The organism is Methylobacterium sp. WL120, assembly GCF_008039465.1.
Lineage (GTDB): Bacteria > Pseudomonadota > Alphaproteobacteria > Rhizobiales > Beijerinckiaceae > Methylobacterium > Methylobacterium cerastii.
The window spans coordinates 1-14,674 of record NZ_VRUT01000037.1; the positions used below are offsets into that span (position 1 = coordinate 1).

The 14,674-nt window shown below is 62.9% G+C and carries 12 protein-coding genes and 1 tRNA gene; 10 read left to right on the forward strand and 3 right to left on the reverse strand.

The features are described from left to right. On the forward strand, window positions 1-860 hold an 860-nt coding region (locus FV229_RS09555), incomplete at its 5' end, for an FAD-dependent oxidoreductase (RefSeq protein WP_147751734.1). A 102-nt stretch (window positions 861-962) separates the two neighbouring features. On the opposite strand, the gene FV229_RS09560 is transcribed toward FV229_RS09555, so the two are convergent. Then, on the reverse strand, window positions 963-1,145 hold the full coding sequence (locus FV229_RS09560; RefSeq protein WP_147751735.1) for a hypothetical protein: 183 nt from the start codon (window positions 1,143-1,145) through the stop codon (window positions 963-965). A gap of 190 nt (window positions 1,146-1,335) precedes the next feature. On the opposite strand from FV229_RS09560, the gene FV229_RS09565 reads away from it, so the two are divergent. Together FV229_RS09565 and FV229_RS09570 are read left to right on the forward strand one after the other, a co-directional pair. Continuing rightward, window positions 1,336-2,547 carry an efflux RND transporter periplasmic adaptor subunit gene (locus FV229_RS09565; RefSeq protein WP_147751736.1) on the forward strand — a complete coding sequence of 404 codons (1,212 nt, stop codon included), beginning with the start codon at window positions 1,336-1,338 and terminating at the stop codon, window positions 2,545-2,547. A 9-nt stretch (window positions 2,548-2,556) separates the two neighbouring features. Then, window positions 2,557-5,700, forward strand: a complete 3,144-nt coding sequence (locus tag FV229_RS09570) for an efflux RND transporter permease subunit (RefSeq protein ID WP_147751737.1) — start codon at window positions 2,557-2,559, stop codon at window positions 5,698-5,700. 43 nt (window positions 5,701-5,743) lie between these two features. Here FV229_RS09570 and FV229_RS09575 read toward each other — a convergent pair whose 3' ends face one another. Further along, a complete protein-coding gene (locus FV229_RS09575) occupies window positions 5,744-6,535 on the reverse strand; it encodes an ABC transporter substrate-binding protein (protein ID WP_147751738.1) in 792 nt (263 codons plus the stop codon). Between the two features lie 228 nt (window positions 6,536-6,763). Between FV229_RS09575 and FV229_RS09580 the strand changes: the two genes are divergently transcribed. From FV229_RS09580 to FV229_RS09600, 5 genes are all read left to right on the forward strand, one after another. Next, window positions 6,764-7,510 (forward strand): TetR/AcrR family transcriptional regulator, encoded by a 747-nt coding sequence (locus tag FV229_RS09580; protein WP_187275107.1) that lies wholly within the window; start codon window positions 6,764-6,766, stop codon window positions 7,508-7,510. Window positions 7,511-7,670: 160 nt separating this feature from the next. After that, window positions 7,671-7,755, forward strand: a tRNA-Leu gene (locus FV229_RS09585). Between the two features lie 84 nt (window positions 7,756-7,839). Continuing rightward, window positions 7,840-9,414: a site-specific integrase gene (locus FV229_RS09590; RefSeq protein ID WP_147751739.1), complete on the forward strand. Its 1,575-nt coding sequence runs from the start codon at window positions 7,840-7,842 to the stop codon at window positions 9,412-9,414. Between the two features lie 489 nt (window positions 9,415-9,903). After that, window positions 9,904-11,337 carry a DNA methyltransferase gene (locus FV229_RS09595; protein WP_147751740.1) on the forward strand — a complete coding sequence of 478 codons (1,434 nt, stop codon included), beginning with the start codon at window positions 9,904-9,906 and terminating at the stop codon, window positions 11,335-11,337. Between the two features lie 2 nt (window positions 11,338-11,339). Then, window positions 11,340-12,437, forward strand: coding sequence for a hypothetical protein (locus FV229_RS09600; protein WP_147751741.1), 1,098 nt, complete (start codon window positions 11,340-11,342; stop codon window positions 12,435-12,437). A gap of 394 nt (window positions 12,438-12,831) precedes the next feature. Here FV229_RS09600 and FV229_RS09605 read toward each other — a convergent pair whose 3' ends face one another. After that, window positions 12,832-13,143: a hypothetical protein gene (locus FV229_RS09605; protein WP_147751742.1), complete on the reverse strand. Its 312-nt coding sequence runs from the start codon at window positions 13,141-13,143 to the stop codon at window positions 12,832-12,834. 1,303 nt (window positions 13,144-14,446) lie between these two features. On the opposite strand from FV229_RS09605, the gene FV229_RS28395 reads away from it, so the two are divergent. Together FV229_RS28395 and FV229_RS09610 are read left to right on the forward strand one after the other, a co-directional pair. Next, on the forward strand, window positions 14,447-14,575 hold the full coding sequence (locus FV229_RS28395) for a hypothetical protein (RefSeq protein ID WP_281406706.1): 129 nt from the start codon (window positions 14,447-14,449) through the stop codon (window positions 14,573-14,575). An 8-nt stretch (window positions 14,576-14,583) separates the two neighbouring features. Continuing rightward, window positions 14,584-14,673, forward strand: coding sequence for a K(+)-transporting ATPase subunit F (locus FV229_RS09610; protein ID WP_036267122.1), 90 nt, complete (start codon window positions 14,584-14,586; stop codon window positions 14,671-14,673). The last annotated feature ends 1 nt before the right edge of the window (window position 14,674 follow it).

Here is a 14,674-nt window from a genome sequence, read left to right on the forward strand (position 1 = left end):
TGCGCCAGCTGCGCGACCTCGCCGACGCGGACGCCCTGCGCGCCGCCCTCGAGACCGCGCGACGCGTCGTCGTTGTCGGCGCCGGCTTCATCGGCCTCGAATTCGCGGCCGTCGCCGCGACCCGCGGCCTCGACGTGACCGTGATCGAAGCCGCAGACCGGCCGATGGCGCGTGCAGTTTCAGTGGAAACCGGGGCGTTCTTCCGCGCTGCGCACGAAAACCTCGGCGTCCGCTTCGCCTTCGGCGCCGGCGTCGTCGCGATCACGGGGGAGGGGGGCCGCGCCGTCGCCATCCGCCTCTCGGACGGGCGGGAAATGCCGGCCGACCTCGTCGTGGTCGGCATTGGCGTGTTGCCGAACCAGGAGCTCGCCGCAGAGGCCGGCCTGTCGGTGGCCGACGGCATCCGCGTCGACGCCTTCCTCGGCACGGACGACCCCGCCATCTCGGCCGTCGGCGACTGCACCCGCCACCCGAGCGTCTTCGCCGCCGGTCTGTCCGCCGACGGCACCGTGCGGATCGAATCGGTGCAGAACGCGATCGACCAGGGCCGGTGCCTCGCCGCCCGCCTCACGGGGCGGCCCGCGGCCTACGCGGCGCTGCCGTGGTTCTGGAGCGACCAGGGCCGCTTCAAGCTCCAGATCGCCGGCTTGTCCGGCCCGTCGGACCAGTCCGTCCGGCGCGGGGAGGGCGAGGCGTTCTCGGTCTTCCGCTACCGCGGCGAGCGCTTGGTCGCAGTCGAGTCGATCAACCGCGCCGGCGACCACATGATCGCCCGCCGCATCCTCGGCGCCGGCCGCACGCCGACACCGGCTCAGGCCGCCGACCCGACGTTCGACCTCAAGCTTTTCGCGATGGCTTGAAACGCGTCGACCCCGCGCGGCCGGGCCGGGCGAGGTCGAACGTTTTTGGCTGATGCGGCGTGAGCCGCCAGGGACAGGTCTACCGTCGCAGGCGTGGCGTCGTCAGGAGATCAGGTCGAGCCGGGCCGCTTCGAGCCCGTTGCTGCGCACCGATTCCGGCAGCGCGAGGAAGTCGCGGTATCCGGCCTCGCGCGCCATCGCGTCGAGGGCGGTGGCCTCGTTCTCGGCCGAGCCGGTCCACAGGACGACGCCGTTCTCGGTCTGACGAATCTCGAAGATGCTCATGGCAGCCCCGCGGGTGTGGTGATGAAAGCTTAACGTGCTGAATGCGGCCCGGTTGCCGGTATTCCGCGGTCTATTTTCAAGCCTCCGCTTCGCGCGTCGGCCGGCCGGTCCGTGCCATCAAAACGCCGGGCTGCGCTGCGACACGACAGGCTCGGGCGTGCCCGCGCCTGCCAGCTGGACCACCTCCGTGATGCCATCCTTCGTTGCCGCCCTGCGTGTCGCCGGCCTCGCGGCGGTCCTGTGCGCGGGCGCCGCGCCCGCCGACGCGGTCGAGACCGCCGCCGTGCCCGAGGCGCAGGCCATCGCGCCGGCGATCAGCGTCGTGCAGGCCGAGACCCGCGAGATCGTCGAGCGCGCGGTGATCACCGGCACGCTGGTGCCCCGCGACGAGATCCTGGTCTCGCCCGAGATCGAGGGCTTCCGCATCATCCAGCTTCTGGTGGAGGAGGGCGACCGCGTCGCCGCCGGCCAAGTGCTCGCGCGGCTCTCGACCGAGATGATCGCGACGCAGGAGGCCTCGAACGTCGCGGCCATCGCCCGCGCCGAGGCCGCGATCGTCCAGGCGAAGAGCCAGATCGTCCAGGCGGAAGCCGCGCAGACCGAGGCGCGGCTGTCGCTCGAACGCGCCCAGACCCTGATCAAGACCGGGAACGGCACCGCCGCGATCCTGGAGCAGCGCGTCTCCGCCGCCCAGGGCGCCGACGGCCGGCTCGCCTCCGCCCGCGGTGGCTTGCAAGCCTCCGAGGCCGACCTCGCCACCGCGAAGGCCGCCGGGACCGAGATCGCGCTGAGGCGTGCGCGCACGGCGATCCGTGCGCCCGAAGCCGGCATCGTCAACCGCCGCACCGCCCGCGTCGGCGGCACCGCGACCGCCGTCGGCGAGCCGCTGTTCCGCCTGATCGCCCGGGGTGAGATCGAGCTCGAAGGCGAGGTGCCGGAGACCTGGCTGCCGCGGATCAAGGTCGGCGACCCCGCCCGCCTCGATCTGGAGGACGGACGCCAGATCGTCGGCAAGGTCCGCCGGGTCTACCCGGAGGTCGACCGGACGACGCGCCTCGGCAAGGTCCGCATCGCGCTCGGCGACGACCCGGCCCTGCGCATCGGCGCTTTCGGCCGCGGCACCGTCGAGGTCGCCCGCCGCACCGGCGTCGCGGTGCCGGTCTCAAGCCTGCTGTTTTCGGCCGACGGCAGCGCCGGCGTCCTCGTGGCGAAGGACGGGCGGGTCGAGGCCCGCAAGGTGATGCCCGGCCTGTCCGCCGCCGGCTTCTCGGAAATCCGCAGCGGCCTGTCCGCCGGGGAGGCCGTCGTCGCCCGCGCCGGAAGCTTCCTGCGCGACGGCGACCGGGTGCGGTCCGTGCCGCCCGAGGCCGTAACGCCGCTCGCCGACGCGACGGCGCGGTAGGGCCGCCCCATGCGCCTCAACATTTCCGCCTGGTCGATCCGCAGGCCGCTGCCGTCGATCGTGCTGTTCCTCGTGCTGATGCTGCTCGGCTTCGTCAGCTTCCGCTCGCTGCCGATCACGCGCTTCCCGAACATCGACATCCCGATCGTCTCGGTGACGATCACCCAGTCGGGCGCCGCCCCGTCCGAGCTTCAGACCCAGGTCACGAAGTGGGTCGAGGATTCGGTGGCCGGCGTGAAGGGCGTCAAGCACATCCTCTCGACCATCACCGAGGGCTCGTCGGTCACCACCATCGAGTTCCGGCTCGAGGTGAACACCGATCGCGCGGTCAACGACGTCAAGGATGCGGTCTCGAAGGTCCGCCTCAACCTGCCGCGGACCATCGACGAGCCGATCATCAACCGCGTCGAGATCGCCGGTTTGCCGATCATGGTCTACGGCGCCTCGGCGCCGGCGATGACGCCCGAGGACCTGTCGTGGTTCGTGGACGACGTGGTCGCCCGGTCGATCCAGGGCGTCCGCGGCGTCGGCGGCGTCGAACGCCTCGGCGGCGTCGCCCGCGAGGTCCGCGTGACGCTGAAGCCCGATCGGCTGCTGGCGCTCGGCATCACCGCGGCCGACGTGAACCGGCAATTGCGCCTGACCTCGGCCGACATGGCGGGCGGGCGCGGCGAGGTCGGCGGGCAGGAGCAGTCGATCCGCACGCTGGCGGCGTCGGCCACCCTCGACACCCTCGGCGCCACGTCGATCGTCGTCACCGGCAACCGCAAGGTGCGGCTCGACGAGCTCGCGACGCTGACCGACACCGCCGAGGAGCCGCGCACCTTCGCCCGCTTCAACGGCGAGCCGGTGGTCGCCTTCGCGATCTCGCGCTCGGCGGGCGCGAGCGACGCCGACGTCTCGGTCGGCGTCGCCGACCGGATCGCGGCCCTGCACGCCGCCAACCCGGGCGTGCGCTTCGACCTGATCGACACCTCCGTCACCAACACGGTCGGCAACTACCATTCGGCGATGCTGGGGCTGCTGGAAGGCTCGGCGCTCGCGGTCATCGTCGTGCTGCTGTTCCTGAAGGATTGGCGCGCGACGCTGATCGCGGCGGTGGCGCTGCCGCTCTCCGTGCTGCCGACCTTCTGGGTGATGAGCACGCTGGGCTTCTCGCTCAACGCCGTGAGCCTGCTCGCGATCACGCTGGTCACCGGCATCCTGGTCGACGACGCCATCGTCGAGATCGAGAACATCGTCCGCCACATGCGGATGGGGAAGTCGCCCTACCGCGCGGCCCTGGAGGCGGCCGACGAGATCGGGCTTGCCGTCATCGCCATCACCGCGACGATCATCGCGATCTTCGCCCCCGTCTCGTTCATGGGCGGCATCGCCGGGCAGTACTTCAAGCAGTTCGGCCTGACGATCGCGGCGGCCGTGTTCATGTCGCTGCTGGTCGCGCGCCTGATCACCCCGCTGCTCGCCGCCTACTTCCTGCGCGACCACGGGCCGGAGGACACGCGCGAAGGTGTCGTCATGCGCGGCTACACCCGCCTGGTTGCGTGGTCGGTCCGGCACAAGTTCGTCACCCTCGTGGCGGGGCTGGCTTGCTTCGCCGCCTCGATCATGTCGACCGGCCTGCTGCCCTCCGGCTTCCTGCCGGCCGAGGACGCCGCCCGCACCCTGTTCGTGGTCGAGCTGCCGCCCGGCGCCCGGCTCGCCGAAACCACGCGGGTGACCGACGCCCTCGTGGACAAGATCCGCACGCTGCCCGAGGTGCGCAGCGTGTTCGTGGATGGCGGCCGGCAGCTGCCGGGCAAGAAGGAGGTCCGGCTCGCCTCGCTGACCATCAACCTGACGCCGAAGAACACCCGCCACCGCACGCAGAAGGAGGTCGACGTCGCCGTCGGCGCGATCCTGCGGCAGCAGCCCGACATCCGGTTCTGGGCGTTGCGCGAGGGCGGCCAGCGCGACCTCGCGCTGATCATCGCCGGGCCGGACAAGGCGGTGGTCGCCGACGTGTCCCAGCGCCTCCAGCGCGAGGCGGCGGGTGTGCCCCATCTCGTCAACGTGATCTCGACCGCGCCGCTCGACCGCACCGAGATCCGCATCCGCCCCAAGGCCGGGGTCGCCGCCGACCTCGGCGTCTCGACCGACCTCATCGCCGAGACGGTGCGCGTCGGCACCATCGGCGACATCGGCGCCAACCTCGCCAAGTTCAACGCCCGGGACCGGCAGGTACCGATCCGGGTGCAGCTGCCCGACCGCTTGCGCGGCGACCTCGCCCAGCTCGAGACCCTCAAGGTGCCGGTCAAGGGCGGCGCCGCGGTGCCGCTCTCGACGGTCGCCGACCTCTCCCTCGGCCAGGGTCCGACGGCGATCGACCGCTACGACCGGGCGATCCGCGTGGCGTTGGAGGGCGACATGCAGGGCTCCGACGCGCTCGGCTCCCTCATCGACCAGGTCATGCAGCTGCCCACCGCCAAGAGCCTGCCGCCCGGCGTGACCATCAGCCAGACCGGCGACGCCGAGGTGATGGGCGAGGTGTTCTCCGGCTTCGCCCTGGCCATGGGCGCCGGGCTGATGATGGTGTTCGGCGTGCTGATCCTGCTGTTCGGCTCGTTCCTGCAGCCGATGACGATCCTGTTCTCGTTGCCGCTCTCGATCGGCGGCGCGATCCTCGGGCTGCTGGTGTTCCACAAGCCGATCTCGATGCCCGTCGTCATCGGCATCCTGATGCTGATGGGCGTGGTGACGAAGAACGCGATCATGCTCGTCGACTTCGCCGTCGAGGAGATGAGCCGCGGCGTCGACCGCGCCACCGCGATCATCGATGCGGGCCGCAAGCGCGCCCGGCCGATCGTGATGACCACCATCGCCATGGCCGCCGGCATGGTGCCCTCGGCCATGGCCCTCGGCATCGGCGGCGAGTTCCGCGCACCGATGGCGATCGCGGTGATCGGCGGCCTCATCGTCTCCACCGGCCTCTCGCTGGTTTTCGTGCCGGCGATCTTCGTGCTGATGGACGACCTCTCCCGCCTCATCGTCCGCCTGTTCGCGCGCTTCGTCGGCGAGCGCGACGACCCGGAAGACGCAGGGCTCACATCCCCGGCGAGACCCGCCAACGACGGGCGGACCTACCCGTCGCCGCCGCGGGTGGCGGCGGAGTAGGCGCGGGGCCGCAGGCGCGCCTCCCCGGCAGAGACCCTGATGCTCACTCGGCCGGCGCCACCGTCGCCGCCTGGCCGTTGGCGTCCAGCGCTTTCGCCACGAACCCGTCGGCCTTCATCGCCTCGACGAACCGGCGCAGGTAGGCCGCCCCCGCGTCCCGGCCCTTCGGCACGCCCATCGCCTGAGCGATCTCCATGAAGCGGCCCGGCAGCATGCGCACTTGGGGATGCGCGGCGGCGTAGGCCTCCAGCGGCTGGCGGACGTTGGCCGCCACCTCGAGCCCGGATTCGGCGAAGAGGGCGATCGCCGCCGGCGAGGTGGGCGCGCGCACCAGGGTGGCGTGGCGGATGGTGCGGCTCAGGTACAGGTCGTAGGCGCTGCCCCGGCCGACCGCGATGCGCACGCCGTCCCGGTCGACCGCATCCAGCGCGCGGATCGGCGAGGCGGCGGGCACGAGGTAGCCGCCCTCGATCACGAGGTAGGGCGCGGTGAAGACGATACCCTCGGCGCGCTTCGGGTCGCGTGCGAGGAAGCAGACGTCCCAGGCGCCGCTCGCCGCCGCCTCCGAGACGGCGCCGGCGCTGTCGTAGGGCACGAGGACCAGCGGCACGCCGATCCGCTCCGACAGAGCGCGCGCGAGGTCGACCGAGACGCCGGACAGCGCGCCGTCCGCCCCCTTGCGCGCCAGCACCGCGTTGCCGAGGTTGATCGCCGCCCGGAGCGTGCCTGTCGGCGCAAGATCCCGGGCGATATCCCGGGCGATCGCGGCATCCTCGGTCTGCGCCGCCGGGGCGAGGAAGGCGGCGAGGACGAACATGGCCCAGACAATCCGCATGTAACCCCCCGATCCCGGCGTTTCTGAAGGATACCGCGTCTCGCCCGTCCCCGTCATATCCATCGTTCCCGGGCCGTCATGCGGCAAGCGCGCACAAAGGCACTGCCCTCGTCCGCCCGCACCCCTACATAGGACGGGAAGCAGGATCGGGTGCCAGCGCATGGATCGCCCTTACGCGGCGCGCGTCCCATCGGGCGTCGCGCCCACGACAAGCCAGGAGCAGGCCGCATGACCGAGACAGCAGGCTCGCCGAAGAAGGGCCGCAAGCCGGCCCAGCCGAGCGCTCACCCCGAGGCGCCGACGCTGCTCCCACGCGAGGCGGCGGTGGAGGCTTTGATGCGGCTCGCGGCCGAGCAGCCCTGGAACGACATCGAGGTCGGCGACATCGCCCGAGAGGCCGGTCTGAGCCTCGCGGAGCTGCGCGACCTGTTCCCCTCGAAGGGCGCCGTCCTCGGCGGGCTCGCCCGGATCATCGACCGCAAGGTTCTGGAGGACGACGGTTCGGACCTCGCCGAGGAGCCGACGCGCGAGCGCCTGTTCGACGTGCTGATGCGCCGCCTCGACGCGATGACGCCGTACAAGCCGGCGCTGCGGCGCATCGCCTACGCCCTCCGCGGCGATCCGCTGTCGATGCTGGCGCTGAACGGCGTGGCGCTGAACTCGCACCGCTACATGCTGGCGGCAGCCGGGATCGACACGGAAGGCCCCCTCGGCCGGCTCAAGCTCCAGGGCGTGGTGATCGCCTTCGCCCGCGTCACCGAGACCTGGCTCGACGACGACGACCCGGCGCTGGCCCGGACGATGGCCCGCCTCGACAAGGAGATCCGCAGCGGCGAACGCTTCATGGAGCGCGCCGAGGACGCCCGCCGCCTCGCCGCCCCGTTCCGCGCCCTCGGACGCTCCCTGCTCGACCGCCGATCGAACCGCACGCGGGTGCCGGACGCGGAGGATGCCGAGCCGGCCGCACAAATCTGAGATGCCGGCTCCCGGCGCAGCGGACCACGACCCGACCGGCGCCCCGCCGGAACGGGCCGTGGGGGTATCGGACCGACGAGTGCCCGCGATGCGGAATCCCGATTGACGCCACCGACGCCACCCCCTAAACGAGCCTTCGTCGGCGCCGAGCGCCCGACGAGCCCAGGTGGCGGAATTGGTAGACGCGCTGGTTTCAGGTACCAGTCTTGCAAGAGGTGAAGGTTCGAGTCCTTTCCTGGGCACCATCAGCTGGCTAAGCCGCTGATCCGCAGAACGAAATAGCAAAATCAGGGACTTACACTGCCCGGTTGGTACAAACGGGTGGAACAATGGCGCTGATGACGACGCGTCCCTGGAAGCATCCCAAGACCGCCTTCTACTACCTGCGCCGGGCCGTGCCACATGACCTGCGCGCACTTGTCGGCAAGCGCGAGGAGAAGGTCAGCCTCGGCACCAAAGATCCCGTGGAAGCGAAGCGGCTGCACGCAGTCGCCCTTGTGGAGCTGGAGCAGCGGTGGGCAGCGTTGCGGGTTGGGCCACGCCAACTGAGCGAACGCGAGGCGCACGAGCTCGCTGCCCCCGTCTACGATCACTGGCTGGGTCTCTATCGCGACGAGCCCAGCCGGCAGACCTTCTGGCGCATCGAGTTCGGCGACAAGCTTTGGCCGTCGCGGCGTCGGGGCTGGTCGCTGCGGGCCGAGTTGGGCACCGCCCTCATTCGTGATGCGAAGGAGACCGTCGAGAGCGGTCAATCCGCGATGGAAGAATGGTGCCTTCAGGAAGCGACAGCCCTCCTCAAGCGCCGTGGACTCATTGTCGAGGAAGCGGATCACCTCAAGCTCGCCAAAGGCATCGCTGCTGCCGTGCAGCGAGCGAGCCTAACTCTTGCTCGCTACGCGCGAGGGGAGTTCGATGGGCCAACTTTCGCGTCGCCAGATGCGACGAACCAAGGCGCTGTGCCCGCGCGGGCTCCAGCCACACAGTTTTCCGTGACCTTTGACGAACTCGTGAACGGCTGGGCCGCAGAGAGGAACCCAACCGAGAAGACCCTCTACGAATGGAAGCGTGTGATCCGAAGCTTTTCGGCTTTCGTCGGTCACGACGATGCGGGGCTGGTCACGCCCGAGAACGTTATCGCCTGGAAGAACGACTTGGTCGCCGCGGACCTCAAGCCGAAGACGATCAACGATGCCAAGCTCGCGCCGGTCCGTACTATCCTGCAATGGGGTGTAGGCAACCGACGGCTGCCGTCTAACTCAGCTGCGGGCGTGACGATCAGCGCCAAGAAGAAGGCGGGTCAGGGGATCCGCAGCTTCACCGAAGCCGAAGCCCTCACGATCCTGAGGGCGGCCGCTGGTGAAACCGACCCTGTGCGGCGTTGGATACCATGGCTGTGCGCCTACTCGGGCGCGCGGCTTTCCGAAGTGTGCCAGCTGCGGGTCGAGGACGTACGTGAGATCGAAGGTGTCCCAACCATGCGGTTCGACGCCGAGGCGGGCTCGCTGAAAACCGTCGGTTCGGAACGGACGGTGCCATTGCATCCCGCTTTAATCGCCGCTGGTATCCTCGACTTTGTCCACGCGCAGGGTTCGGGGCCGCTGTTTTCGAACCTCAAACCGGACAAGTTTGGCAAGCGTGGCGGCAATGGCACGAAGATCCTAGGACGGTGGGTCAGGGATTTGGGTATCACAGACTTACGCTTATCACCGAGCCACTCATGGCGGCATCGTTTCAAAACCTTGGCGCGAAATCATGGCCTTGCGCCCAATATTACAGATGCGATCACCGGACACTCGCACCGCTCAATCGGAGATCAGTATGGCGAGTATGATGTAATGGCGATGAAGCGCGAAATTGAGAAGATACCTCCCGTCATAATCATTGACCATGAAAATAATAAATAAAATTGAAAAAACGTTGAATATTTTTCTAATGTATAGAAGAATTGTTAGATCGAATGGGCTCCGACAACACCACAACTACAAAGACGAATGGCCCATAGGTACTTCCGGTCACTTGACAGCGCAAGCTCGCCGCAGCGGTGTTGACCAAACGCTCTCGCAAAATCCTAGCTATAGGGACGCGCCCATGCTTCGCACGTCTGTCGGAACTATTAGTGAGTGAGCAAACCACAGTCGCATGAACCCCTTTGACCCGACTCAATGCAAACAAAATACCTCTAATTCACTTGTTTCTGCTGAGCTGGAATTATGCACCTCATTAAAATTTTTGCATGGGAAATGGTGAATTTCTTCTCTCTGGCTCGCTTGGCCCCTCCAGCGAAGCTGCGCTATCTGTGACAGATCGTTGTTCCGTCTTTCGTGATAGGAATCTAGTTGGCCTTGTCCCTCCCACACTTGTTCGCTGACCAGGACCGTTTTGGCGACGGCAAAATGACAGATCTTACGACGCCAAGTTCGTATGCAGGCCTTTATAATTTTCATAAATATTGGGGCAAAAAGCCGGTAGAACCACTTAGAGCTTTGATCTCTGTACTCAGCGATAAGGGGGATGTAGTTTCAGACCCATTTCTGGGGTCGGGAGGGATAGCGAAAGAGGCCGTCATACTTGGACGTCGCTTCCTGGGAAGTGAGATAAACCCTATTGCTATTCGGCTCACAGAATTTAATATCAATCCTTGTACAAAAGATTCATATCGGCAAGCGATCAAGCGCCTTGCTGATATTGTAAAAGATCCCATTCAGGAATCTTACACCGTTGCAGGACTTGGAGTAACTAGTCACCTACTTTGGGAAAATGGTTCTATCGATGCTGTTTGGCAGCGCCCTTCAACTGGTATTCGTCGTCGGGTCGAACGGGATGCGACAGCCGCGGATTACGAGCTTTCAGCATCTTATGAAGATTATAAACCGAGCTTGCTTCGCAACTTAACAGTTTTTAAAAATAGCAGAATCAATGCAACTGTAGATCTTGACTGGAAAAAACTGTTCAGCGGTCGCGCTCTGCGTAACATAGAGCTTTTATTAGGAGAGATAAGAAATTTTCCTACTGAAGTACGTCTTGCTCTTGAGCTTACTTTGACAGCGTCTATTGGCCAAATGTCTCGAATGGTTTTTGCAATTACTTCGCGTGGCAAAACAACAGGTAGCTCGAAAGGTAAAACTGAAGTTGGAAGTTGGGTAATTGGGTTTTGGAGACCGAAGCAGCATTTCGAAATCAATGCCTGGAATTGCTTTGAGGCGAGAGCAAACAAGTTGCTCAAAGCCCTTCCTGATTCCTTCACAGCGATTCCTTTGGGAAGTTCAGCCAGCAACGTCCTAACAAACAAAACAGCAGTTTATGTAAATTCGCGCGGCGCTGCAGATTTCCTGGATGAAATCCCTGACAACACTCTTCAACTTGTGATTACTGACCCTCCCCATGGGGATCGCATCCCTTACTTAGAACTAAGTGAGATATGGAACGCTATTTTAGGGGAGAGTCCAAACCTTAGAGATGAGGTAGTGGTTTCAAACGCGGTTGGACGTTGTATGAAAATTGATGAGTACAATCTTCGCCTGACAAGTATACTCCAATATACAGCTGCAAAATTGAAAATTGGTGGATTTATAGTATTGCTATTTAACTCACGTCATCAGCGTGAATGGCAAGCTTTGAAAGCATTAAGTACTGCCGCCGATATGAATCTCATTGGTTCTATGCCGCTCAATTACTCAGCCCGGTCCGTTGTTCAAGACAACAGAGAGGGGGCGATGAAAACTGATTTCATTGTTGTTTATGGAAAAGGCGTATCGCGTCCTGACCGATTGCGCGAATTGGGATCTGTTCCAGGGTGGATCAACGCACTGCCAACGGAGGTATTCTAACCATGGCACTGACGTTCAAGCAGGCCGTCGCACTATACGGCCGTGATGACATCAACGGCTTGGCGTCATCCACAGAGGGATATCGTTTTCTTCTACTAAGATCGTTATCTAGATATGAGCATCTCGCGGAAATTGCCCTAGGTCATAACCTCGATATTGAAGAAGTAGGAAAGCGAGTACTTTTCGAGTATATATACGACTCCGATATTGACACAAAGTCTATCGAGAAAATAATTCGACAGATATTCGCACGTGAACGACGAATACGCGCTCACGCGGAAACACACTTGATTGGCGAGTTATATAAAATGCAAGAATTCAATTGGGGAGGCTTGCATCAAAACTCTCTCGACAAGACCATAGTAAACAATTATGTCAAAAAAGTATTGTCATACGACCAGCTAAATTCGCATATAGAAGACGAACTATTAACTAGTATGCGCGGTTATGTTAGATGTTCGTGGTACAATCATTGGACCTCAATTATCATTGAAGATATTTTCAAAGAACATTCTGCAGTACTTCCTGCTGTTGGCCTGGTGAAGAAAATAGATTTCTTTGTGCGGAGCGTACCGTTCGATCTAAAAGTTACTTATCTTCCCGAAGGATTTGTTAAAATAAAAAGACGCGAAGATGGCGAGAGACCTGAGTTGACTTTGCTCAAACAACAGGCCAGGCGAGCGTCGATTGCCATCCCATCAAAGATGAGCGATTCTGACTTGCTCGCCCATCTTTGGACTGTCGTTGCAGATCAGCCCGATAATACATCGCGTACATTAGCTGCTTCGCTCCGAGCATATCGCAAGAAGCTCGTTGACGAGATTACTCAAGATCCCGATGAATTGATTAAATGGCTATATGAAAATCAGGGCGAGCGCAGATTCGACGCGTCAAATCGAATATTCCTTGTTCTGGTGAATGAATCTAATTTCTTCGACTCATGGCAGTTGAAACGTAATCGCGCCTTAATTTCGAAAGGTATTTCTGAATATTTGAATAATTCCACAACCTCGATTGGACGTGACTCTGTATTCATGTGGGAGGGCGAGGAGTATAAGTCAAAGGCTGATGTAATTATTGTACGACATACGCAGCTTTAGGCTACGCTAATTGCGGGTGTCATTTAAGGGTCAATTGTTATTTTTTTTCAACAGTATTTCCCATGGGTATTCTTCGCCATATAGATCGTGCAGTATCAACCACTCTTAGGATGTCGGCCTAGTTCATTTTAGCCCACATAGCGGTTTAGCTGGTTGTCATTCTTATTGAACAGTCAATGAGTGATACACGCGTTCGGAATGGCCATTAATGGGATCTGCGCGGCCAGGATGGAAAAGGATGACGACGAGCTGATCGCAGGTTCGCTGATTTGATTTGCTATGGAATCATGAAATAGGCTGGATTGATGACAAGGTCCCGGAGACCTTCTGATCATGGCAGTGGCCTGCGGTTCGGCGAATGAAGCCTCAGAGACGCGGTTGAGGATCGTTGCCCCTAGCGGGAGGCTTGGCTTGCCTGCCAGGTCCGCTTGCGGTGGCTGGCGGCGCTGACGGTGACGTCGAAATCTATTGCAATCTCGGTGACAGTGCGGCCGGCGGCAAACATCGCCTTCATGGCTTTTACCCCTTGATCGTCGAGGCGGCCGTCTGGGCGCTTCCAGTCGGCCAGATTAACCGAGGGGGCGTCCTTGTGGGTCTCGTCGGCGATCAGGGTGTTGAGGTGACGGGTAAAGGCGTCGAAGGCGTTGCGCAGCCCGTTGGCTTCGGTACGGAGCGCGTGAAGCCCAGCGAGGGTAGCGGCATCCATGGTCGTGATCCCTCGTTCGTGCCGTCGCTACCCTGTGTGACAACCTTCATATCAAAGACGCAACATCGTTTGCGTCGAGACAAACGCAAAAAATTCGACGTTGTGTACGTTTCTTGCCTGACCCCTGATAATGTATACGTATCCAGGGTCAGGCGACCGAACGCATGGGGGCAGCGGGTATGGACGAACGCGAAGCCACCGAGCCCGGCGCCGCAATGAAACCTGCTCTTGTAAAAAGGTCGTGGTCCGTTTTCGCCAATGAGGGTCCACTAAGCTGATGGATTGCTTTCGGCGACTCACGAGCCTCGGAATTGATGCGGGCTTTCGGGATGCGTTTTTATCCGATTGCACAACCGGGTTGGGTCAACATTCACCGGGCCGGTCTACGACCGGGCTGGGTGGGTAGCGGTATGGCTGCTTTCGGTGGCGTAATGTCTTCAAGCAGACATAGGTCCTATCGACAGATACCTACCCCTCCGCTCAGAAGTAGTCATCGTTTAAGCCGAGAATGCTGCGACGCTGCTGGAACTAACGACCCATACCCAGGCGGTCCTACACCTGGCGCGAACCCGGAGATTAATATCACCAACATCATGGTGGTCCTGGATTACGGCAGTGCTGATACACCCGCTTTGATAGCCGACCCAATGATCCGATTTTGAACCTCAAAGTTCCCGCAAAATCAACCTAGAGTAAGCGGGCCTCCTGATGCTAGTCGGGTGGCCCGTTTCATTGTGTGGCAGGCTGCAAACGGTTTGTGATGTGCAGCGGGCAGGACATAGATCGTTCCTACATGCTGGAGCGGCTCTGTCGGCGAAAATCAAATCCTTATGCCGAACCGTCTCGCACCCTCTCGAACGCTTATGCGGGTTCGAGGATCGTAGTCGGCCGCCCCGATGGGGTGCCAGGTTGATTTCCCGTGGACCTTCCCGACCGACGACCGGCCCGATGCAATGGCGACGGCACCATCGGCCGATTCCGGACCCTTGAATGTCTGCGGCGCCTGCTCTCCCGGTGCCGGGCATGCGGGACCGCATTCCACGGCTATCGTCTCGGTGTCGATGGCGTAGTCCAGGTCGACCGTTCGAAGTGGCGGATCGAATGCCCCCGGGCCGCCCAGGCAGGCTGCCCGCTCGGGTGTGCCGAGTTCCGTCTCGCCCTGCGCACTGCCGCGCCTACGGACTGAAAGACCACCGTCCCAGGGTCGACCAGCGAGCCCTCCGCAATCCTAATGCGACCCTTATAAAATCGTCCTCGCTTCCGTCTCGAACCCTAATGCGGTTCGCGTCCACATTGGTCCTGGGTGAGACCGGTCCTGCATCGGCCCCCGAACCGAAACGGACCGACCATGCTCGACATCGCCTTCATCGCCGCGGGGCTCGCCTTCTTCGGCCTGGCCGCCGGCTACGCCGTCCTCTGCGAACGCCTCTGAGGCTCGCCATGACCCTCGACCTGACGCTTGGCGCCCTCGTGACCCTGGGGCTGCTCGGATACCTCACCTACGCCCTCGTCCGCCCCGAGCGGTTCTGAA